We start from the raw sequence: 21702 nt of genomic DNA, 5'->3' as shown, positions 1-21702 counted from the left end.
GAATAGTGGTCGGTAACAAGAATTCGAAGATCGCACTTCGCGCTTCGACAAGGGGAACCACTTTCTACCGCATTACCAGTAGCCGATGCGAAGTTAGAAAGATACTGACTTCAGGCTCAGCCTTAGAAAGCTTGTTATGACAAGAGTATGCAATGTCAGTTCCCTACGAATTGTAGTGATCAATACTGAAAGACTTTTATCTTGTGATCGCGATACTTTTGTATGCAGCTGAGTTCCACTACTAAGATCACAACAAGCTACTGACAGCAAGCCTTGGCAGGAGAGGGCGGTACATCATTGGCTGGATTTTCATCAAAGAAATTAAGCGGCTTGAGCATAAAGCCAATAGTTGCGACCGGCATGACGGGCCAGTCTTCTGCGCGAGGTGAGTGGCTATGCGCAAAGGTGTACCACACGACGAGGTCGGTATCTTCTACGACGCGATCGCTTTGGGTCCAATGCGGCAATCCTGCACCACCTGGGTTCTGATTAGGATAGTCTCCGGCGGGATATTTTTCATCTTCGTGGAAAGGCGTCACCCAGAGATGTTGACTCATGTAGGCTGCTCGTTTGCTGACGCTAGCTGACGGGCGGGCCATCGGCAGCGTGTTCTCCCCTGGCATTAGTTTGTAAGCAGTGGGATACCCCATCGCATTTGTTTTTGAAGGATTTACGATCTTCCAATACCGCCCTTTCATCGGGTCTATCAATCGCTGAGCAGCTTTCTCTGTCGGCAGCAGCGTAGACTTAGCATAAAAAGCATTACCGTAGGGATTGCTCGTCTCTTCTTCTGGCACGATATCGACTTCATAGACAGAGTTGCGATCGCCATCTACCCGCATATCCATGCGAACGTTGAAGATATGTTGGTGGATCGGTGCATTGAGCTGAGGGGCAATGAGCGTACCGTATTTGGGTACTTCGCCCGGCATCATAGCAGCAGTACTGACAACGCCTGTGAGCTTCACTTCATATTGGATCGTGCCATCTTGGTAGAAATACCAATAGAAGCCGTATTCGTAGTTACCTACGGTGGCAATAAAAGAGATCACCAAGCGGCGCGATCGCCTCACTTCAGTCTGTTCTGTACGCCAGTCCATATGCTTCCACAAGATGCCGAAATCTTCTTCATGCAAGCAGATAGCATTTTCGATCTTGACCACTTCGCCCTGAGAGTTAGTGATATGTCCATCGAAGTAGTAAATCTCTCCTAAGCAGTCACAGCCTAACGTCAAAGAATTTGCCAAAGAACCAATACCGTACTCACCGACATCGAAGGCATTTTTACGATAGTGGTGAGGGGATGGATCACCATAGGGCACTGTCATCTCAGCGAGAGAAGCTCGGTAGAAGATAGGTCTCGTTTCTTGCCCATCTTGGTACGTAACGTTGTACAAAATCAGCCCTTCGCGCGGCGTGAATCCAATACGAATGTTCCATTTCTGCCAGCTAATTTCGTGGTCATTCACCTCAAAGCTGGGGCCTTCTGGCTGCACGATTTCTAACGGCTTGATGTCTGTTCTATAGTTCTTGACATACTCAGGGGTGTAGTTACCATCTTTTGGCGGCAGGGGCACGACGCCGTAATCTTCGACCCGAATCACTTCCATTTTGTTCAGATCGACAACTGGAATCACCCCTTCAATGGGCCTCGCGTAGCCATGGTCGGTTGGGTTGGCCCTTACCCAGCACAGCGCCCGTGAAAGGCGCACGCCATCTTCTTCCGCTATACCGTAGTGACCTGCTGACCAAGGATCTACCATCACCAGATTAGGATCGGTGATACCGCGTTTGGCAATGGCTGCTTGAAACTCAGGGCTCGCTTTTACGGCTGCCTCGCATTCGACGAATTCATCTAGCATAATCGGCGGCTGTACACCGGGAATATGCTCCCAGGAAACCACCTCAGCTTCATTGAGGGAAACAACAGCCTCGTAAGTTCTTCCTGTAGCGTTGTTGAGCAGCACAATAAAAGCTCGGCGCTCAATACTATCGCCAGGTTGGAAGCTAAGGACGGTCTCTTTGCTGGGCTCTTGTAGGGCAACACTGGCGAACCGTACGCTCTCATTCAAAGACTTTTGCTCTCTAACAATCGCCACTGCCGCTTCAATTTCATCTGGCGTTAGCGGTTCAAGTGGGTGGCTTATGCTCGGCAAAGTTGTCAGCTTTTGCTTAGGCTTTTCCTGGATAAAAGTCATAGAAAACGGCTTCCAAATATATAGACTATGGGGGATTAGTCTGAAGTCTCAGACACTTTGAGAATCGTTTACGTCGATGGTCGTTTAGACCAATAGTTGTTAGGTGCTAGTTGTTAGGCGCCAACCTTTTTTAATAGCTCATTTCGAATAGCTCAAAGCTGAAGAGCCTAATGCATCTGGACAATACTCAGCCAAGTGGGGGCTACGGTAGCCGTCTTTTTGCCAAAGGATAGGAAAGAAGGTTTCATCCATTTCGGTACTACCTACTCGCTTGTAACGGCCATAGATATAGCCTGCTGCATTCGTCGGATGAAACTGAGCGTTTGAGGGAATCGTATGCAGTCCAATGCTGTGAAATGTGCCTTCGGTGCGGGTGGTCTTGCACAAACCGTGCCAGGTGCGTCCGTGATGAAAAGCGCAGCCGCCCGCTGGCACTTCGACAACGACTAGCTCTGGTTCATCAACGCCAGCATTCTCAGCTGCTTGAAGCATAGCCCAGCGATAATCTTTGGTCGGCGCGTGGAACTCGCCTTCAACCGCTGCTAGTGGCCATTTGTGAGATCCTTTGACATAGACTAAGGTGCCATCGGCAGCAGCAGCGTCATCTAAGGCAACCCAACAAGTCATCATCTGAGGAAGACTTAAATAATCGATGTATGCACCGTCTTGATGCATGGCGATCGCCTTAGCTCCCGGCGGCTTCATCCAAAGGCTGTCTTGACCAATACGCGCACCTTCCCAGCCCGATAGCGTCGCTGTCAGTCGGCCAATCTCAGCTGAGAGAACCAGGCTAGCAATCGTGCGATCACACTTCCAGGCATTACACATTTCTCTTGTCACATCTGGCAGGCTGAGTCCTGGCCGCCAGTGCCATTCATCAGGATAGATGCCCGTTTCAAACTCTCCTCTAAACAGCGGCTCCATCCGAGCGGCTAAGCGCTTCGCAAAATCAGGTGGAATAAAATTCTCCAGAATTAAAAAACCGTCTGTTTGAAACTGCTCAATCTGCGACTGAGAAAGGCTAACGGGCTGATAGCTCATGATGCTCCGAGGCGACACACAAATTCTTTAATCCAAAGTCATCGTTCAAGCAACTGTCGCTAAAAGCCATAGTCCAAAGGAAATACAGTCAAAAAGAAACACCCCGTGCGGAATCAACAGCGCGGAACGCTAGCGGCAGTTGACAAAAAGTCTTGAACAAACTCTACTTGTCATAATAAGTTTATTCACGCGAGAAACGGTATTCTCTGCTACTTTCGGTTCAGAAATAACAAAGCGGAAGACTCATACAGAAACAAGATAGAACCGGGCAAAAAAACCAAAAAGAACCAAGGGAAAACCAAAATCGCGAAGAGAAATAAAAATGAAATCTACAGAAACTTTGTCAGAGAACCTTGAGTTTTCAGCCGACCAGCAGACTTTAACAAAGCAAGCCGGCTATCTAAACATTGTCGCTAGTGACTTCGACGCGCGGCCTATGAGCTACATCAACGAGGAAGGTTACCGAACAGGGTATGAGCCAGAGCTAGCCAGAATCGTGTGCGATCGCCTTAATCTGATTCCGGTATGGCATAACTTGCCGATGGAAGACTTCTACACCAGCCTAGAGCTTGCAACAAATTGCGAATATGATGTCGTCTGGTTCAATCAAGCAATTACCCCCGAACGTCAAAAAGCAGTTTCTTTCACTCAACCCTACGGCCTCTTTGACGAAGCAGTACTCGTGAGACAAACGAGCACAGTTGCCTCGCCTGATCAGCTAGCAGATCAATGCGTAGGTGGCTTAGCAGATAGTACAAATATCGCCCTAGTTGAAGGATTTCCTGGCGCTCAGGCCGTCCCCTACCCTGGCAGTGACCAGGTACTGCCTGAGATGCTAGCAGCTCTACGAGCAGGAGAAATTGACGCACTTATCGATGACGAGCTAGTGCTGATCGTGGCCGCAGAAGAGGATACAAGTCTACGTCTAGCATTCACACTACCGACCAAAGCCCCTTTTGCAATTGGGGTTTCAAAAACGCAGCCTTTGCTTTTATCTCAGCTTGAACAAACTCTCTTAGAACTAATCAATGACGGTACGCTAGCTGAGCTTTGGGCGACATGGATTCCATGGAAGCCTTTTCCATTCTCGTAACAGCCGATACAGTCTTGTCATAACAAGTTGGATTAACTGAGAAAGTCTGATTAGTGTTAAGACGCAACCCCCCAAAAAGACAACTATCAGCAAATAACTACCAACAAATTACGGAGAGCCCCTGCCGTGACCGGAGTGATTACTAGAACCGATGTCCAAGAACAGACATCGACCGCTTCAACAGATTTGCTTGAATACGTTGAGGCAGCAGGCAGAGCGGAAAAAGTCCGGCAGGTACGCGCCAAAATTGATGAACTGGGTATTCAATACATTTACTATCAGTTCATTTCAATCACTGGCAAGATCGTCGGAAAAGGCGTTCCCTCCGACCACTGGGAAAAGACGGCTGCAGGTGGCATCCAGCTAGTATATGGCGCAACGGTGAACTTAGCACTCGATCGCCGACAGCAATATCTGGGCTATGGCCCAGAGGCAGCTGAGCTGGTCGCCATTCCAGATGTCGATACGTTTTGTCAGCTACCCTGGGATAAGCGAGTAGCTAGAGTGTACTGCGTATGCTTTCGCAATCGTGAGGAAGAAGAAAATCCGGGGGGCTTTCTCACAGCGGACTGTCGCGGTAATCTAATCCGCCTGCATGAGGCTTTTCAGGCGAAGCATGGACTGCAGCTTCGTCACGGCTGCGAGCCGGAAATGATGTGGCTAAAAAAGGGACCCGACGGTAAGCCCGATGGCGGTGTGACTAAGCCAAACTGTTATCACATTGATCAGTTTGAAGAATTACGTCCGGTCTTCTTAAGAGTGATCGAGTATAGCCGGGCGATGGGCCTAGACATGATCCAGGGCGACCATGAGGATGCGCCAGGTCAGCTAGAGCTGAACTTTATGTATGATGATGCGCTTAGGACGTGTGATCGCCTTACTACCTACCGACAAATCTGCGCTCAGGTAGCTAGAGAATTTAACTTGATTGCCTGCTTTATGTCCAAACCCTTCTTGGGCGTGTCTGCTTCAGGCTGTCATCACAACCTCTCTTTGTGGCGAGGTGGCGACACGACGGTGAAAACATTTGGCATGGAGACACTTCTGGGCCTAGAAGGTAACTACATCTATCATCAAGGCGGTGAGAATACCTTCATGCCTGTTCCAGGTGAATCGCCTCGTATTCCCGGTCCAATTGGATTGAACTGTATTGGCGGCGTTATTGCTCATCTAGGTGCGCTTACAGCGGTTGGCTGCTCTACTGTCAACTCTTATCGTCGCCTTTGGGATGCGGGCTTTTGGGCGCCTGTCTATTCCGACTGGGGCTATCAAAACCGCACCTGTGGCCTGCGCGTTTCCGCGCCTGGCCGGTTTGAATATCGCGCGGTCGATTCAATGGTGAATCCATACCTGATGGCTGGCGCAATGCTGCAGGCCTTTGACGATGGGCTTAGCAACCAGCTAGATCCTGGTCAGCCAGAGCAGCGCAATATCTATGAGGCGATGGAAGCTGGTAAGCAAACGAAAAAATTACCCATGTCTCTAGGAGAAGCACTCGATCGTCTAGCTGAAGACGAGGTAATCAAATCAGCCATGCCGGGCGAAATGTACGGACTCTACGAAGAGTACAAGCGCGATGAATGGATTCGCTTTCTGGCAACTACCAGCAACTGGGATGCTGAAAACTACATGAACTGTTTGCCTTAGAGCTTCAGTTCATCTGAGTTTCTTTTTGCCTTTCACTCTTGAGGTTTGAAATGTCTACAGTTGGCACAATCGAGAGCATCTGGCGCTATCCAGTTAAAAGTATGCGAGGAGAAAACCTTGCGGAAGCTTTTGTGGCCTTTGCAGGACTCATGGGCGATCGCGTATACAGCCTTGTGACAGATAAGGGCAATCCTGGATTTCCCTGGTTCACCGCACGAGATGTAGAGTCTCTGTTGCTTTATACCCCTCGCTACAGGCAAGCTGACGCGACGCTAAAACCTAGCAATCTAGAAGCAGCTCAAAGTATGGCTCCTGGCATCAATCCACTAACTCCCACCATTCAAGACTTTTCTGTAGAGGTAGAAACGCCTGAAGGTGAGACTTATCGCCTAGAGGATGAAGCCTTTTTGAACCATATTCAAACCCTCAGCGGAGATCCAACTCTGAGAGTGCATTTCACTCAAAAAAGCCAATACGACTGTAGGCCACTCTCTTTGTTCTCAGTTCAACTACAGGAATCATTATCTGACGAGTTAGCAATAGACGTTGACAAGCGTCGGTTTCGTGCAAATCTCTATGTGAACTGGAACGAAGATAAACCGCCGCTGTATGAGAATGAACTGCTGGGCAAGCGTTTGAAAATAGGCGACCAGTTAGAAGTCACAATGCTAGAGCGCGACCCTAGATGCAAAATGATCACCTTAGACCCCGACACTTCTGAGGCTAACCCCAACATCATCAAACATATTGCGAATACTCGTGAGGGCTATGCTGGTGTATATGGTGCTGTTCTAGTAGAAGGGATGGTTAAAGCTGGCGATGCTATTAAACTTTTAGACTAATCATTTTCTTGTTCGACGACTCGCTGGCTATCGAGTCGTCCGCCAACCGCGTTTTCTCTCTATGAAATTTCTATGACACTTTCTCGTCGGCAGCTTTTACAGCTATCTGGGTATGGCGGATTAGGCCTCGCTGCAAATGCGCTTTTCAGTAAGCGTTCCGGGGCTCTAGCAATGTCTAATTCTACTTTAACGATGCAGTTAGACTGGAAGTTTAACGTGCAGTTTGCGGGCTTACTGCTGGCAGATGGCTTAGGGCTATATTCTGCAGAAGGGGTAGCAGTGGACCTCAAACCCTGGGAGTCGGGCGTGGTTGTGCCAGAAGTAGTGGCTGCGAATCCTAGCGTCATTGGCTGTGCGGAGCAAAACTTGATTTTGGCAGCGCAAGCTGATGGTGCAACCATCAAAGCGGTAGCGACAATGTTTCAGGCTTCTCCATTAGGGCTGATGACTTTGCCAGACTCAGAGATTTCAACGCTAGAAGATTTGGTAGGCAAAAAAGTAGGTATGCACGTCGATGGTTTAGCAGTCATGGCGTTGGTACAAGGTGCAAGTGATTTAGGAGAGACTGCCATTGAGGTAGTTGAAATTCCTTACGAGAGTAAGTATGACTTGTTGCTATCTGGAGAACTGGCGGCTATTCAGTGCTACGCAGTTGATGAGCCAATAGGATTTGCTGCTCAGTATCAGATCGTTCCGAATGTATTGAAGCTAGCTGACTATGGCTATGAAGCTTATGCTCAGGTTATTTTTGCTCATAACGAGCTAATTGCAACAGCACCTGAGCAGGTTAGCGGTTTTTTGAAAGGGGCGTTTGGAGGGTGGGCGATCGCCCTAGAAGATATTCCAGCAGCAGCGGCTACTGTAGTCGCTGACTACGTTGAACCAGGGAGTAAGTACGAAGATGTTGCCTATCAAACAGCATCTTTGGAGCTGATTTCAGAGTATATGCTGCTAGGAATTGAGCCTCCATCACTAGGGATCATTGACAGCGATCGCTGGATGCGAATGGCAGAGCAGTTTGTTGCCTACAATATCATTGAGACAGCCCCCAGCTTAGAGGCCTCTTTGACTCAAGAACTTTGGCCTATCACCTAGGCCAGAAGGCAACGCTACTGACCGTTAGGGCGAGGATCAATTCAATTCACGTATCTTGGACTACAGTATCTCGGACTGTATAGGGATACAACAATTATCACGAGCTTATTTAAAAGCCTCAGAATCATAAGGCTTTAGCCATCAAGCAATTATCTAACAATTGATATGAAAGTGAGTGCTGCAACGAGAACGCTGCTGTTGCTGCCCAGATCTTCTCGTTCACGTAATTGGAGTTAAGGACAGTTATGAGACAGGTATTATCTAGCTTTAAGTATAAATTCAAGTACAAATTCTATCTTTTGATTACCACCGTAATTTTGGTCCCTCAGGCGGTATATGCCCAAGACAGCGAGGGTGCAACCGCATCAGCCGGTATCATAGAATCTGTCTTCCAAAGAATAATAGATGCTCTCAATCTTGTGTTCTACTTCAAGATCGGGGGCGAAAATGGCATCCCGTTTATTGTTCTGTGGCTGGTTGCTGGCGCTGTCTTTTTTACGCTGCGGATGAAGTTTATTAATGTGCGAGCTTTTAAGCATGCAATTGATATCGTACGCGGTAAGTACGATGACCCCGAAGATGAGGGAGATGTTTCTCACTTTCAGGCGCTAGCAGCGGCGCTCTCTGGAACAGTGGGTATCGGCAATATTGCCGGGGTGGCGATCGCCATTCGCTTAGGAGGCCCAGGGGCTGCTTTTTGGATGACGGTAGCGGGCTTTCTGGGAATGTCGAGTAAGTTTGCAGAATGTACGCTGGGTCAAAAGTTTCGAACGATTAAGCCCGACGGAACGGTGGGCGGTGGCCCGATGTACTACCTTTCTCGGGGACTTTCTTCTATTGGCATGAGAGGATTTGGCAAAGGCTTAGGCGTCATCTATGCCGTCTTTTGCGCGATCGCCACGATGGGTGCGGGCAATATGTTTCAGGCCAATCAGGCCTATGCGGCTGTGTCGAATGTAGTTCCGTTCTTTGAGAATGCAAGCTGGCTGTTCGGCTTAATTCTAGTCGCTATCGTTGGCTTAGTAATCCTAGGTGGAATCGAGAGAATTGGAGCAGTAGCAGGGTTCTTAGTACCCTTTATGGCTGTGATCTATGCCTTGGCCTGCGTGTGGGTGATGTTGGTGAGGTTTACCGATATTCCAGGAGCGATTGGGACGATTATTTCATCGGCTTTTGTGCCACAGGCGGTCGCAGGTGGGTTGTTAGGTGCGATTGTTATTGGGTTTCAGCGAGCGGTTTTTTCTAACGAGGCTGGGATTGGCTCTGCGGCGATCGCCCATTCAGCCGCCCGGACTGATGAACCGGTACGAGAAGGAATTGTTGCTTTGCTAGAGCCTTTTATCGACACGATGTTCATCTGTAATATGACGGCTATGGTGATTGTTTTAACGGGTGTATATGCCGATCCTGCCGCTGCTGATCTAGACGGAGCTAGACTATCGGCAGCGTCTTTTGCGACGATTATCGGTTGGTTTCCCTATGTAATTGCGATCGCGGGCTTTTTGTTTGCCATCTCTACGATGATTTCCTGGAGCTATTACGGTCAGATGGCATGGTCTTACTTATTTGGCGATGCCACGGTGAATATATACAAAGCGCTGTTTCTATTCTGCGGATTTGTTGGTTCAATCATCAATCTTCAGTTGGTTTTACAGTTTAGCGATATTCTTTTACTAGCGATGTCCATTCCTAACCTGCTAGGTTGCTTCTTCCTTTCTGGCATCGTGGCTAGTGAGTTAGAAAGCTACATGAATCGTTTGAACTCAGGCGAAATGATTGAAGCTGTGATGGAGGCTAAAGAGCGTGTTTTGAGGTAGATAGGATGGTATAAACAACGGGCTTGGCTTAGCAGAGAGTAAAACGACATAAGCGGAGATAAGTAATGAACTGGCTCAAGAAAAAAACGGTTCTGGTCCCCACTGATTTCTCTGAGTCATCTTATGAGGCGATCGCTGTTGCCAAAGCGTACGTTGAAGATGCTTCAGGCTTAAAAATTATTCATAGTCTATCGCCGCTGCATCCGGCTGATCCGGCGGCGATGTGGGACACGCTTACAGATGATGAGCGCAAGCAAAAGGTCCATGATTTCTTGAGTAAAAAGATGGACGAATTGGGCTATAGCGGGGTTCATGTCGAGATCACACTGGGCGATCCGGCCACTCAGGTTATCGAATATGCTGAAAAGATAGGAGTAGAGATGATCATCATGCCTTCTCAAGGCAGGAAAGGTCTCAGCCGATTCTTGATCGGTTCGGTTGCTGAGCGGGTCATTCGCTCAGCGCACTGTCCTGTTCTAGTGCTCAAGTCTTAAGTCTAGGCAGTGATAGTGAGAGAATAGCGAGCGACTACTCAATACTAAGCTAAGCGTTTGAAATCGATAGCATTAGTTTGATAGATCCACTAGCCTATGGCGGGATGATAAGAACTATATGAATTGCTTGCTTTGATCAGAATAGAGTTTGTACTATCTGAGAAATATCGATGGAGCGTACTGCTATGAAAAAGCTACTAGCTACTTTCCTTTCATCTATTGGCGAAATCGCGGCTTGGTTAGAGAGTGATCCGGCTATTCTTTCAATCATGCCCCACGAGATGGCAAGTTTCGATGGTCGTGCTTTTGAAATGAACGCTTTTGAGAGAAACACCTTGCAGCAAAGCGACTATGATGGTTGATGCCTATGTAAACGCCTCGTGCCAATGTCTTGCAATATCGACGCGCCGGCAGATCCAAACCTTATCGTGGCTTTGCACATAGTCTAAGAATTTTGCTAGGGCAGCTGTTCTTCCAGGTCTGCCAGAGAGCCGACAGTGCAGACCGACGCTCATCATTTTGGGAGACTGCTGACCTTCTGCGTAGAGGACATCAAACGCATCTCGTAAATAGGTGAAAAACTGGTCGCCCGAATTGAATCCTTGGGCGGTAGCGAAACGCATGTCATTGTTGTCCAGGGTGTAAGGAATAACTAGATGCGGTTTGCCGTAATCGTGATTCCAGTAGGGCAGATCATCAGCGTAGCTATCAGCATCGTAGAGAAAGCCGCCTTCTTCAACGACTAATCGCCGGGTATTAGGACTGTTGCGACCCTGGTAAAACCCTAAGGGTCTGCTGCCAATGACCTGGGTGTGGATATCGATAGCTTTTTGGATGTGCGATCGCTCCACATCTTCTCCCACATACTGATAGTCAATCCAACGGTAGCCGTGGCTAGCCACCTCCCAATCCGCTTCCACCATCGCCTTTCCCGCATCCGGGTTTCTCTCTAGCGCCATCGCCACGGCATAGACTGTCAGCGGTAAGTTCCGCTCGGTAAACAAGCGGTGCAGTCGCCAAAATCCGGCTCGGCTACCGTACTCATACATCGACTCCATATTTAGATTTCTCACGCCTAGCAGCGGTGATGCGCCAATAATTTCAGAGAGAAAAGACTCCGAAGCAGCATCGCCATGCAAAATACAGTTTTCGCCGCCCTCTTCGTAGTTGATTACAAACTGGAGAGCGAGCTGAGCTTGATTTGGCCATTGGGGATTCGGTGGGTGCTGTCCATAACCGATCAAGTCGCGAGGATAGTTTGCAGTCATAGAAGCCATTCCTTTAACTTTTGACAGTATTCAACCAGCATATTATCTATAAAGAGTACTTAGAGTTGTTCTAGATTCTTAGGTCGCTAGCGAATGATGTCATCTCAGTGCAACGAACAAAACAACGAGGGTATCTATACTGTGCGAACCATGACTCGTGATGAGTTGGCGATCGCAGTGAAATGGGCCGCTACTGAAGGCTGGAATCCTGGACTAGACGATGTCAATTGCTTCTACGCGGCTGATCCAGACGGCTTTTTCATGGGTTTTTTAGACGATGAACCCGTTGCCAGCCTTTCGGTAGTCAAGTATGGCGATACATTTGGCTTCCTAGGACTTTATATCGTCAAGCCAGAATTTAGAGGGCGCGGGTACGGAATACAAATATGGCAAGCAGGGCTGAGCTATCTACAAAGTCGAAATATTGGCTTGGATGGCGTGGTAGAGCAGCAAAATAACTATGTCAAATCTGGTTTCCAACTAGCTCATCGCAACATTAGATACCAAGGCTTTCGGCGCTCAGATGAAAGCCCTGTTCAGACTGAAAGCAGAGTAGGCAGCATTAATCTTGTCTCTTTATCGTCAATTCCGATAAAAGAGATCAATGATTATGATAAAAGTATCTTTCTCTATGAACGCGCTGACTTTTTGCGCTGTTGGCTGAGTTCATCGCAGCATATTACCGTCGGGTTAATACACGATAGTAAGTTGTCTGGTTATGGGGTGCTTCGCCCTTGCCAGCAAGGCTATAAGATTGGGCCGCTCTTTGCCGACACCCCTCAATTTGCAGAAGAGATTTTTCTATCACTAACGGCCCATGTCAACAGCGATCAGCCATTTTATCTAGACATTCCTAGTGTGAATACTGCAGCTGTTGAGCTAGTCAAAAAGTATCGTATGACCAGCGTATTTGAAACCGCTAGAATGTACACCCAAACACCACCCGAACTGCCTTTGAACAAGATATTTGGAATTACTACGTTTGAGCTAGGTTAAATTGCCCAATTGTTTTTAGTTGATTTCAGGCTATTGTTTATTTTCCTTTTAGCAAATACGGTTAAATGTTGGAGTTGTTGTAATGCAGGTGAGGGACGTGCACCTAAATAGCATACCGGCTATGTATTGATACCCCGTAGGGGTGGTACTTACCAAGACAAAACCTGCAATAGACTCATATCTATTACCTATTAGATTCGTAGCGGCTGGTTCTATACGGATTAAATCTTCTGCTCAAAATTGGAATTGTGATGGTTTCATCTCAAAACCGCATGATCATGAGGCGGTTTTGAAATAAAAGAGACTGTAACGGACCACACAGAATATATCTATTCATACTTGATAGTTTGTCACCAAATAGGAATTTTGTAAGAGAGCATGTTTTAGATACTTTCGATGCAGCTTTGCCTTAGAGCTACGGTCGTTCTATTGAAAAACATCCTACAAGTCATAGGTTCACGAAACTTACGCCTCAAAATTAGGTTACCAAGCCTTACGACGAACAATAAAAAGGATGATTTCTCGTGGCCACTCAACTTGACCTTGCTATCTCAAACCCACAGACGGAAATTTCTCAGGACTCACGCGAAGGCCGCTTGCTCACCTATCCACAGCTTGTTCTCTGTGCTGTGGCTATCGGCATTGTAGGTGGACTAGTTACCACCTGCTACTACTTTATCTTAGAGGCAATGATGCACGGCGTTTGGCATACGTTGCCAGGATGGGTCATGCCCTATTTTCCTAGATGGTTACCAACTAACAACTATGTCTGGCTCGCTACGACGATTGGAGGCTTTTGTGTCGGTCTGGTGCTCTACTTGATGGGTAGCCCAGGAGAAATGGCTCAGGTTGTTGACGATGTTCATCAGCCTGGTCGTATTGATATCCATAAAACACCCTCAATGGTCATTGCTTCGCTGTTGGCGATTACTTCCGGCGGTAGCGCCGGACCAGAAGCACCGCTGGTACAGGTGAATGGTAGCTTTGGTAGCTGGCTAGGAGACAGGCTGCAGCTCTGTAAGACCAATGTCAGAGTGCTGACGTTTTGTGGCATGAGCGCTGCCTTAGGCGCATTCTTTGGTGCACCCATCGGTGCAGCCATCTTCGCTCTAGAGATTCCCCATCGTAGAGGACTCGAATATTACGAGGCGGTTGCACCTGCCGTGATCTCTGCGATGCTTTCTTTCGCTATTTTTAGAATCAGCACGGGCATTACCATCGGTGGGTTTTATCACTTTGAGTTAGTGCCTGAACTAACCCCCCTGAACTTGTTTGAAGGTCTTGTTTTAGGGGTAATTGGAGCTGGCGTCGCGGTGCTATTTATTTATGTGTTTCGCCTGATTGGTCATCTATTAGAGCCACTTGAGCAACATATGATTGCCCTAGCTACCCTAGGCGGCCTATGCATCGGCTTAATTGCTTTTTTCTTTCCTCAGACGCTGTTTTTCAGTGAGGAACAAATCCACACCGTCATTGAGACTGGCTCGACGCTGGGTGTGACGATGCTGCTACTGATTGCGGTGGCTAAGATGTTTGCGATTAGCTTTACGCTGCACTCGGGTTTCTTAGGGGGATTTATCTTTCCGCTGTTCTTTATTGGATCAAATGTTGGGCTGGCGATCGCGATTTCAGTTCCTCAGATTCACCCAACGGTTGGGATGGTTTGCCTAATGGCAGCGGTGAATGTAGCAGTCACTAAGACCCCTGTCGGTACGAGTATTATTCTCAGCGTACTGTCAGGTACGGCAATGCTGCCGATCATTGTAATCGCTAGCTTTACCAGCTTTGTCTTGACTGGACAAATTACCATGATTGGGACGCAGCGATCACGCAGACTGGGTGAGGAACGTCCCCAATTTTGGGCTAAAAGTGAATTCCTGTCAGGCTTACAGCCGATCAACTAAGCCCCACGGCAGAAAGTTTAGTGGATTAGAACAAAAGCCTGCTGAGCTGGTTTCGCTGTACAAACTGCCCATCAGATCAATTCCTGATACTTACAAAGAATACCTTTAGAGAAAAGGTTAAAACAACTTCGTCGAAAACGACTTTCTAAATCATTTTCTCTATCATAACGAGTCTTCTTCTCAATGGACTTCCAACTGTGTAACAGGGCTAGCAGACTTAACTAGTTAGGTTGTATAGATTGAGAGACAAAGCAGCATATTTTGAAGCGCATAGTTGAGGTTGTTCTAGTTCACATCAAAAAGGATATTTAGAAGGTACCTTTCGCTACCGACTTACTATCTGCTTCAGTCAAATCTTCCTAGAATTGCTAAACCAGGCTTAGTGGATTCTGGCATCAGATTACTCTTAACTTTCCAAACACCTTGAATAAGCTCGTTCCGAAGAAAGTAAGGAGTGAGCACGCAAATAAGTATCAGCTCAGCCAAAGCTCATAGTGAGCCATGACTGAGTGCAAGCCTATTTTTGAAAGATTATTTGGATGCTACTTTCCAAGTGAACAGGCAGCCCACCGCCCAAGTAAATGAGTTTGTGCTCACCCGCTATCTAGCACTATTAAGAGTTACGTCTTAATGAACTCCTCTGTGCTTATTTATTCTAGCTAACTCCATTCATAGATCCATTAATGAGAGTTTCATATGTTTCGAAGATTGTTGTCGTTTAGCGGCCGATACCGCATCCTACACCTGACGTGGTTTGCCTTCCTCTTATCTTTTGTCGTTATTTTTAACGCGGCCCCACTAGCTGAATCGATCATAGAAGAATTCCAGCTGACCGAGCTGCAATTTCGGACGATGCTCCTATGCAATTTAGCTCTGGCGATTCCATTTCGAGTTATCTTCGGCATGCTGATAGACCGCATCGGTCCTCGCATCGTTTTTTCAGGCGTCTTGATTTATTCTGCCATTCCCTGCATCGCGTTTGCCTTTGCTCAGGACTACAACCAGTTGCTTTGGAGCCGTTTAGCGATTGGCGTGGTTGCAGCGGGATTTGTCGTCGGCATTCGCATGGTAGCGAACTGGTTTCCTCCCGCCGAAATTGGCTTTGCAGAAGGAATCTATGGTGGCTGGGGTAACTTTGGCTCTGGTGTGGCTGCGATCGCCCTACCTCTAGTCGCCACTGGAGCAAGTTTTTTCGTGGGTGGTCAGAGCAGCTGGCGATATACGGTCGCCCTTAGCGGCATCGTTGCAGCCGCTTATGGCGTGTTTTATTTCTTCAACGTTCAAGATACACCACCCGATAAGGAATTTAAGTCAGCCAAACACCCAGGCGCAATCGAAGTGACCAGCCAAAAAGACTTTTGGCTGATGACAATGTCGAATTTCCCCCTATATGTTGCTTTAGGCGTTGTCGCCTGGCGATTTAACGTAGTTGAAGCGCTCAGTGCTACAGCAGTCGTCATTATCTGTGTAGCGCTATTTGGCTTATACCTATTCCAAACCTACTGGAACTGGAAAGTCAATCGACAATTAATGGCGGGTCAGAAGCACTATGCCCCCGAAGAGCGCTACGATTTCACCCAGGTAGTTCTGTTGAATCTGACCTATTTTGTCTGCTTTGGCTCAGAACTAGCGGTTGTTTCGATGATACCGCTGTTTTACCTAACAACCTTTAGCTTACCGGTTGCAGTAGCAGGAGCAGTGGCTTCTAGCTATGCCTTTATGAACTTAGTTGCCCGTCCGGGGGGTGGGTTAATCTCTGATACCATCGGCAGTCGAAAATGGACATTGGTGATATTGCAGGCTGTTACAGGAGTTGGCTACCTAACAATGGGCTTAATCAACGTCGGTTGGCTGCTTCCCCTGGCAATTGGCGTCACGATGTTTGCCTCTTTCTCGGTTCAGGCGGCGGAGGGCGCAACCTATGCAATTGTCCCCCTAGTTAAAGAGGAAATTACCGGCCAAATCGCTGGCAGCGTTGGAGCTTGGGGAAATGTGGGGGGAGTGGCTTTTCTACTTCTGTTCAGTCTATTGCCGACAGGAGATGTCGGTAACAAGATCTTCTTCTCGACGATGGGAATCAGTAGTTTGATTATGTTCTTCCTACTTTGGTTTTTCCTCAAGGAACCCACCGGTACTCATGGTGAGGAAGCATTAGAACTGCAACCGTCAGCAGTCTCTGGCAAATTGACTAACCGGCAATGATAGGAATAGCTTAATCCACAGCTAAATTTGCTAGGCAGCTCTTCATCGCATACTAATTATCTACGCTGCCTAATTCGATTAGCTGTAACGCCTTCGTCACTGCCATTTGAGTACTTCTCGATAGCCTTAATCCTTTTCGCCAAGTACTCTCCATAGTTCAGCTTCGCCGCTGTAAATTGGACTGGTGGTGGGTTCAATCGCATGGGTCGCAGCACCAATGATCGGAATCAAGCTCATCGCAACTGAAGAGATTACAACCAGTGTAGCTAGCAGTGCTTTCTCTCTAAAGCTTAGGATTCTTAAATAGATAGGAACGTACAGCACATCATGGGACACTTTTCGGGATTTCATCTCAACCTCTTTGATTATCTAACAAGTGCTTAGAAGTTGCAGGCTTGCTAGAGTAGTGAATACGGTATACGTTTTCACCATAGAAACAATATCAAAAAAGGTAGCGATTATTACATTTATCTTCAAAAAACGGTATTAATCAATACAGATTTTTTAGAATTTGAGAATGTTAGTAGCGTTGAGCAGACGAATTGAAATAGGGTTCTTTGAGGACATATAGCAAGGCGCGGATGCACACTCTGCGAGAAGGCACTAGCGAAGCCATGCCGAAGGCTATGGCCTACGCACTTTGTCTTGGGAATCATTCCTCTGTCTTGGTAGATGTTCCCTAGCGCTGCAAAGCGTCGCGGATTCCTACCGCTAGCACCGTGCGACGACGCGCTCTTCTCACCGCTGCTATAGCACTTTGCGCTATGGAACAAGGGTTGTAGCCTTTCGTGGTGTAGCAGGCAAAGTGCAAAAAGCTATAGTTTAGTTGCGAAAAGCACTTTTGACTAAATCAGTCCGTATCTTTTTGGATGAGAAGCTCTGCCAACGCATAGGATAAATTGGACTATTCACAGACTTGCTTGAACCTGTACTCAACAGGGCGCCATCATGTCAACGCCCGCTCCGCTAGGAAATCAGCCATCGAATCATCCATCGCCTCAATCCACGGCGTATGATGAACAGGCGCTTTAGTCCCTGTACAAGCAGAGGTAAATGCTTTGTCGCGGTAGCCTAGAATGCTGTGCTCTTTATCATGTTCCCACTCCTTAAATAGCGATACTGTCATATCCCAATCACAAGGAGCATAGTCCACTGCATCAGCCAGTTCAACGATATAGTCTTTTTGAAAATCAATCTGTTCAAACGCATCCTTTAGCGTCTCTTCTCGCTGCTGCCAACGGGCAATATCTTCTGCCATCGCTGCGGCATCGGGCAGCACGATATGACCGAGAATCACATCGCGAGCATACCAAGCTTGCACATCGAACATACTGAAGGTGTAAAACTGATCTTGCATGCCAAGGTACATCAGCTTCGGGTTCGATTCCCAAAAGATTCCCTTATACAAAGAGCCGGGATAAAGAAAATTCTTGGTTTTCAGACGCAAGCTATCGGCCAGAAAGGAAAAGTGATGCTGGTAGCCTACGCATAGAACAATCACATCTACCGCCTGAGTGCTGCCATCTTTGAAGTGAGCCGTTCTACCTTCTATATGGGTAAGAAGGGGGACTTCTTTGATTCCTTCTGGCCAATCGAAGCCCATAGGCGCTGTGCGATAGCTGATAGTGACTGATCTGGCCCCATACTTGTAGCTTTGTAGGGCGATATCTTCGGCAGAGTAGCTACTACCTACTACGAGTACATCCTTTCCGGTAAACTCGCGAGCTTCGCGAAAATCGTGACTGTGGAGTACCCGACCTGGAAAGCGGTCAAGCCCTTCGAAGAATGGCACACTCGGAACCGAAAAATGTCCTGTGCAGACAATGACAGAATCAAAGTCTTCTATCAGCTCTTGGTCAACTAAGTGGTCAAAGGAGCGAACTTGAAACTTATCTATCGCTTCGATGTATTCTACATAGCGGACCGACGTGCTAAAGCGAATGTAGCGTTCGAGGTTCCCCTTCTTAGCTCTGCCGGTAATGTAGTCGTAGAGCACTTCTCTAGGTGGAAACGATGGAATAGGTTTGCCAAAATGCTCATCAAAGGTATAGTCTGCGAACTCTAGGCATTCTTTCGGTCCATTAGACCATAGGTAGCGGTACATGCTGCCGTGGACTGGCTCACCATACTTATCGAGTCCTGTACGCCAGGTAAAGTTCCACAAACCGCCCCATCCTGATTGCTTCTCAAAACAGACAATCTCGGGAATATCGACTCCTTGCAGGCGAGCTTGTTCGAAGGCATGAAGTTGAGAGAGTCCACAAGGACCAGCACCAATAACCGCAATACGCTTAGCCATAAGTTTGTTCCTCTAAGCAGATTCTCTAGGCAATTTGGTCAAATGTTAGCAGCGTTAGCTCTACTAAATTGTTGTTGGTTTGACCAATAGGCGATCAACATTCTCTTTTTTTATTGTTAGATCCGTCATCAAACTATGCCAATCACCTCATCAATCGCCTCGCGAACTTTGGCGGCATTGGCACTCGCTGTCTGAATAGTCAATCTAGGCTGTTCATTCCAAAGATGATGCCATGCCAGAATAGCGATCTGGTTGATGCGAGCTGGGACTGCCCGTTCGAGTGGAAATGGAGTCAGAGTGTGTATAGGTTTAGTGAGTGCAATTTTAGGCAAACGGGCCAAACCTAGATCCGTTGGGATAGTCCAGGTGGCAGCCGAACAGGGTTTACTCCATACCTTGAGATTTAGCTCAGCGATCGCGTGATCAAAAGCTAGCTTTTCCGATAGCGCCACTCGAAAGTTGTTTTCACACAGCCGCAAAACAGAGCAGGGCTGGTGGTTGAAGTCTGTCGTTAGAGACTGAAAAGGGGCAATGCGACTAATAGCCGGGCTAAAAAGGGCGATCGCTGCCTGAAGCCCATCGACACCCGCAAAATCCCAAAGAACGTAATCTGACATAGCCTTTCCTAAGCACGTACCCGACTTTTAGATGAGTCATAGAGTGAAAGTGGGCCTACTTCGACTCGAATCCGTCGCTTGATTCCATCCATCATGCCAACCTCTAGTTCTGTGCCAGCCTGCGCATATTCTGGAGCTACCTGTGCCAGGGCGATGCTACGGTTCAAAACAGGAGAGAACGTGCCGCTGGTGACATGACCCACCCGCCAGTAATCGCCGACTGGATACACGCACTGCCCTCCGCCGGCCACCTCATTTCCCTCAAGCAGCAGACCTACGCCTACAAACGGTGGGCGATCGCGTATTTTTTCTAGCGCCGCTCGGCCAATAAAGTCAGGCTTTGTTTTTAACCCCACGCTCCAGCCAATCCCAACCTGATAGGGCGAAATCAAATCATTGAATTCTCGGCCAGCGGCCAGCAATCCTGCCTCAATTCTAGCCCGGTCGAGCCCCTGCATCCCTAGCGGTAAGAGATCGTAAGCGCCTCCCGCTTTCATCAGGACGTCCCATAGCTGCGCGCCCTGATTGGGATGAACGAACAGCTCATATCCTAGCTCGCCCGTATAGCCTGTACGCGATAATAGAACAGGAACTTCCCCTACCGTGCCAGTAACAAAGCGGAAGAATTTCAGCTCGTTGAGATTCTCGATCTCCCATCCGTCATCGATCTCTACTAGCGGCTCCAACAGATCTCGCGAATAAGGTCCTTGAAGTGCTAGATTGTGTAGGCGATCGCTGCTATTGCTGATCGTCACTGTGAATCCTTTCTCTTTAGCAACCTTCTGAAGCCACAGACCATCTGTATCGCAGTTGCCAATATAGCGATAGGCAACTTCTCCTAATCGAAAAACAATGCCGTCATCAATCATGCCGCCATGCGGATTGAGCAGACAGCCGTAGGCAGATTGTCCCACCGCTAATTTGGCTACATTACGAGAGAATGTCCACTGTAATAGTGCTAGCGCATCTGGCCCTATCACCTCAAACTTGCGCAGCGCCGAAAGGTCCATCAGCGCTACCCGTTCCCGCAGCGCCCAATATTCAGCCTGGTCGCCGTGGTGAGGATAACTCATTGGCACCCAAAAGCTGTTGTATTCTGCCAGGTTCTGAGTTAGCGATCGCACGCGCGGCGTAAACGCACTGTCTTGGGTAAGACGTAAGGGAAGCTCTGACGCACTGCGCCGCCCTATAGCTCGAGGGAAATTCTCTTCTGCTGCGTAAATACGAACATGAATCGGTGTAGGATGCCAGCCATTGGCCGGATCGATATCATCGGGACAAGCGGAACTGGCACAGAGCAAGTCTTGATGGGCTTTGAGTAAGACATAGTCCCCTGGACGAGACCAGGATTCTGCTGAGGTGATGCCACCGCTATCATCTACTGCGGTGTTGAAGAAAAAGTTAATCGCAGGCCATCCTAGGCGAGGTGCGATGCCGTAGGGAGCTAGGACCTGGTTGAAGTTGTCACTGCAGCTAGGATGGTCGAAATAGCCTGCGTCTTCGTAGTACTTGTTGGTACAGGCCAGTAGAAAGCTGTCGTGGCGATCGCACGTATCTTGAATCACTTCGACCAGGGGCTGCATCGTCTGCGAGAAATATTTGCTGTGCAGTCCCGCCTGGGGCATAGCTACGCCTAGCAAAGTGCGAGTGACTGTGCTATCGAGTTCTTCCTGATGCCGATCTCCTGCAAACGCGAGAAAGTCCGAACATTGCGAGCCTTCTACATCGATGATTTGGATATATTGTCCTGCTTGGACTGGGTAAGCGATCGCTGTTGATGCTTCAATCCGATATTCGGTGACTAGCGTGCCCAACGGGGCGGGAACGTCGGTAAATGAGGCTGAGGAGAGAGGACCGGGTTTAACATGAAAACTCTGCATGCTATGGCGTGTATATGACGGAGCGCTAGAGAGAATATAGTGGTGTTTGAAGAAATCAGCTGTACATTAGATGCTTTGAAGATCTACTGCAACGCAATTGTTATACTGCACTACCTACGCAAATTCTAAATGAATAACTCAAATCCGCCTCGTGAAGAACATCTCAATCTTCCTATAATCACTCTCAGCTTTAATGACAGATTCAACGAACACAGCTATATTTGCCTGTGTTAGAGAAAGCAGACAATCGTAGGTTCGAAATCTAACAAGAAGAGATTTTTAAGCAAAACTTTTAAGCAGAAATTGCTA

General features: G+C 47.9%; 17 protein-coding genes. 10 read left to right on the top strand and 7 right to left on the bottom strand.

Features of this window, described 5'->3' with window-relative positions; all coding sequences use genetic code 11:
- Nucleotides 1–257: 257 nt before the first annotated feature.
- Together S7335_RS12325 and S7335_RS12320 are read right to left on the bottom strand one after the other, a co-directional pair.
- Nucleotides 258–2198, bottom strand: a complete 1941-nt coding sequence (locus tag S7335_RS12325; protein WP_006456034.1) for a primary-amine oxidase — start codon at nucleotides 2196–2198, stop codon at nucleotides 258–260.
- A gap of 138 nt (nucleotides 2199–2336) precedes the next feature.
- Nucleotides 2337–3239 carry a phytanoyl-CoA dioxygenase family protein gene (locus tag S7335_RS12320; protein WP_006457026.1) on the bottom strand — a complete coding sequence of 301 codons (903 nt, stop codon included), beginning with the start codon at nucleotides 3237–3239 and terminating at the stop codon, nucleotides 2337–2339.
- Nucleotides 3240–3561: 322 nt separating this feature from the next.
- Here S7335_RS12320 and S7335_RS12315 point away from each other — a divergent pair, with 322 nt between their 5' ends.
- From S7335_RS12315 to S7335_RS12285, 7 genes are all read left to right on the top strand, one after another.
- Nucleotides 3562–4332: an ABC transporter substrate-binding protein gene (locus tag S7335_RS12315; RefSeq protein ID WP_006453912.1), complete on the top strand. Its 771-nt coding sequence runs from the start codon at nucleotides 3562–3564 to the stop codon at nucleotides 4330–4332.
- Nucleotides 4333–4458: 126 nt separating this feature from the next.
- Nucleotides 4459–5979 carry a glutamine synthetase family protein gene (locus S7335_RS12310; RefSeq protein WP_006457394.1) on the top strand — a complete coding sequence of 507 codons (1521 nt, stop codon included), beginning with the start codon at nucleotides 4459–4461 and terminating at the stop codon, nucleotides 5977–5979.
- 50 nt (nucleotides 5980–6029) lie between these two features.
- Nucleotides 6030–6821, top strand: a complete 792-nt coding sequence (locus S7335_RS12305; RefSeq protein ID WP_006455863.1) for an MOSC N-terminal beta barrel domain-containing protein — start codon at nucleotides 6030–6032, stop codon at nucleotides 6819–6821.
- A gap of 72 nt (nucleotides 6822–6893) precedes the next feature.
- Entirely contained in the window at nucleotides 6894–7916 is a 1023-nt protein-coding gene (locus S7335_RS12300; protein ID WP_006456758.1) for an ABC transporter substrate-binding protein, read from the top strand.
- Nucleotides 7917–8161: 245 nt separating this feature from the next.
- Nucleotides 8162–9733 (top strand): sodium:alanine symporter family protein, encoded by a 1572-nt coding sequence (locus tag S7335_RS12295; protein WP_006455153.1) that lies wholly within the window; start codon nucleotides 8162–8164, stop codon nucleotides 9731–9733.
- A gap of 65 nt (nucleotides 9734–9798) precedes the next feature.
- Nucleotides 9799–10227: a universal stress protein gene (locus tag S7335_RS12290; protein ID WP_006456205.1), complete on the top strand. Its 429-nt coding sequence runs from the start codon at nucleotides 9799–9801 to the stop codon at nucleotides 10225–10227.
- Nucleotides 10228–10412: 185 nt separating this feature from the next.
- On the top strand, nucleotides 10413–10589 hold the full coding sequence (locus S7335_RS12285) for a hypothetical protein (protein WP_006454368.1): 177 nt from the start codon (nucleotides 10413–10415) through the stop codon (nucleotides 10587–10589).
- Nucleotides 10590–10592: 3 nt separating this feature from the next.
- Here the strand turns inward: S7335_RS12285 and puuE are convergent, their stop codons facing one another.
- Nucleotides 10593–11495, bottom strand: coding sequence for an allantoinase PuuE (gene puuE / locus S7335_RS12280; RefSeq protein ID WP_006453971.1), 903 nt, complete (start codon nucleotides 11493–11495; stop codon nucleotides 10593–10595).
- A 150-nt stretch (nucleotides 11496–11645) separates the two neighbouring features.
- Between puuE and S7335_RS12275 the strand changes: the two genes are divergently transcribed.
- From S7335_RS12275 to S7335_RS12265, 3 genes are all read left to right on the top strand, one after another.
- A complete protein-coding gene (locus S7335_RS12275; RefSeq protein WP_038018126.1) occupies nucleotides 11646–12491 on the top strand; it encodes a GNAT family N-acetyltransferase in 846 nt (281 codons plus the stop codon).
- A gap of 524 nt (nucleotides 12492–13015) precedes the next feature.
- On the top strand, nucleotides 13016–14395 hold the full coding sequence (locus tag S7335_RS12270; protein WP_006453989.1) for a chloride channel protein: 1380 nt from the start codon (nucleotides 13016–13018) through the stop codon (nucleotides 14393–14395).
- A 696-nt stretch (nucleotides 14396–15091) separates the two neighbouring features.
- A complete protein-coding gene (locus S7335_RS12265) occupies nucleotides 15092–16597 on the top strand; it encodes a NarK family nitrate/nitrite MFS transporter (protein ID WP_006454703.1) in 1506 nt (501 codons plus the stop codon).
- Nucleotides 16598–16723: 126 nt separating this feature from the next.
- Here the strand turns inward: S7335_RS12265 and S7335_RS12260 are convergent, their stop codons facing one another.
- The 4 genes from S7335_RS12260 to S7335_RS12245 all read right to left on the bottom strand — a co-directional run bounded on the left by S7335_RS12260 (nucleotide 16724) and on the right by S7335_RS12245 (nucleotide 21393).
- Nucleotides 16724–16948, bottom strand: a complete 225-nt coding sequence (locus S7335_RS12260; protein ID WP_006454664.1) for a hypothetical protein — start codon at nucleotides 16946–16948, stop codon at nucleotides 16724–16726.
- 595 nt (nucleotides 16949–17543) lie between these two features.
- Nucleotides 17544–18896, bottom strand: coding sequence for an NAD(P)-binding domain-containing protein (locus S7335_RS12255; RefSeq protein WP_006453821.1), 1353 nt, complete (start codon nucleotides 18894–18896; stop codon nucleotides 17544–17546).
- A 128-nt stretch (nucleotides 18897–19024) separates the two neighbouring features.
- Nucleotides 19025–19513 carry a hypothetical protein gene (locus S7335_RS12250; RefSeq protein WP_006457144.1) on the bottom strand — a complete coding sequence of 163 codons (489 nt, stop codon included), beginning with the start codon at nucleotides 19511–19513 and terminating at the stop codon, nucleotides 19025–19027.
- Between the two features lie 8 nt (nucleotides 19514–19521).
- Complete coding sequence (locus S7335_RS12245) at nucleotides 19522–21393, bottom strand: DUF1989 domain-containing protein (protein ID WP_083785076.1); 1872 nt, start codon at nucleotides 21391–21393, stop codon at nucleotides 19522–19524.
- Between the last annotated feature and the right edge of the window lie 309 nt (nucleotides 21394–21702).

This window comes from Synechococcus sp. PCC 7335 (genome assembly GCF_000155595.1).
In the GTDB taxonomy this organism is placed as follows: Bacteria; Cyanobacteriota; Cyanobacteriia; order Phormidesmidales; family Phormidesmidaceae; genus Phormidesmis.
The sequence above is the reverse complement of the archived record's forward strand: the minus strand, read 5'-3'. Positions and strand labels throughout refer to the sequence as shown.

What these genes read in the sequence shown, in the direction of transcription:
- S7335_RS12325 (WP_006456034.1), bottom strand. Translation starts at nt 2,198, where the DNA reads ATGACTTTTATCCAGGAAAAGCCTAAGCAAAAGCTGACAACTTTGCCG.
- S7335_RS12320 (WP_006457026.1), bottom strand. Translation starts at nt 3,239, where the DNA reads ATGAGCTATCAGCCCGTTAGCCTTTCTCAGTCGCAGATTGAGCAGTTT.
- S7335_RS12315 (WP_006453912.1), top strand. Translation starts at nt 3,562, where the DNA reads ATGAAATCTACAGAAACTTTGTCAGAGAACCTTGAGTTTTCAGCCGAC.
- S7335_RS12305 (WP_006455863.1), top strand. Translation starts at nt 6,030, where the DNA reads ATGTCTACAGTTGGCACAATCGAGAGCATCTGGCGCTATCCAGTTAAA.
- S7335_RS12300 (WP_006456758.1), top strand. Translation starts at nt 6,894, where the DNA reads ATGACACTTTCTCGTCGGCAGCTTTTACAGCTATCTGGGTATGGCGGA.
- S7335_RS12295 (WP_006455153.1), top strand. Translation starts at nt 8,162, where the DNA reads ATGAGACAGGTATTATCTAGCTTTAAGTATAAATTCAAGTACAAATTC.
- S7335_RS12290 (WP_006456205.1), top strand. Translation starts at nt 9,799, where the DNA reads ATGAACTGGCTCAAGAAAAAAACGGTTCTGGTCCCCACTGATTTCTCT.
- S7335_RS12285 (WP_006454368.1), top strand. Translation starts at nt 10,413, where the DNA reads ATGAAAAAGCTACTAGCTACTTTCCTTTCATCTATTGGCGAAATCGCG.
- puuE (WP_006453971.1), bottom strand. Translation starts at nt 11,495, where the DNA reads ATGACTGCAAACTATCCTCGCGACTTGATCGGTTATGGACAGCACCCA.
- S7335_RS12275 (WP_038018126.1), top strand. Translation starts at nt 11,646, where the DNA reads ATGACTCGTGATGAGTTGGCGATCGCAGTGAAATGGGCCGCTACTGAA.
- S7335_RS12265 (WP_006454703.1), top strand. Translation starts at nt 15,092, where the DNA reads ATGTTTCGAAGATTGTTGTCGTTTAGCGGCCGATACCGCATCCTACAC.
- S7335_RS12260 (WP_006454664.1), bottom strand. Translation starts at nt 16,948, where the DNA reads ATGAAATCCCGAAAAGTGTCCCATGATGTGCTGTACGTTCCTATCTAT.
- S7335_RS12255 (WP_006453821.1), bottom strand. Translation starts at nt 18,896, where the DNA reads ATGGCTAAGCGTATTGCGGTTATTGGTGCTGGTCCTTGTGGACTCTCT.
- S7335_RS12250 (WP_006457144.1), bottom strand. Translation starts at nt 19,513, where the DNA reads ATGTCAGATTACGTTCTTTGGGATTTTGCGGGTGTCGATGGGCTTCAG.
- S7335_RS12245 (WP_083785076.1), bottom strand. Translation starts at nt 21,393, where the DNA reads ATGCAGAGTTTTCATGTTAAACCCGGTCCTCTCTCCTCAGCCTCATTT.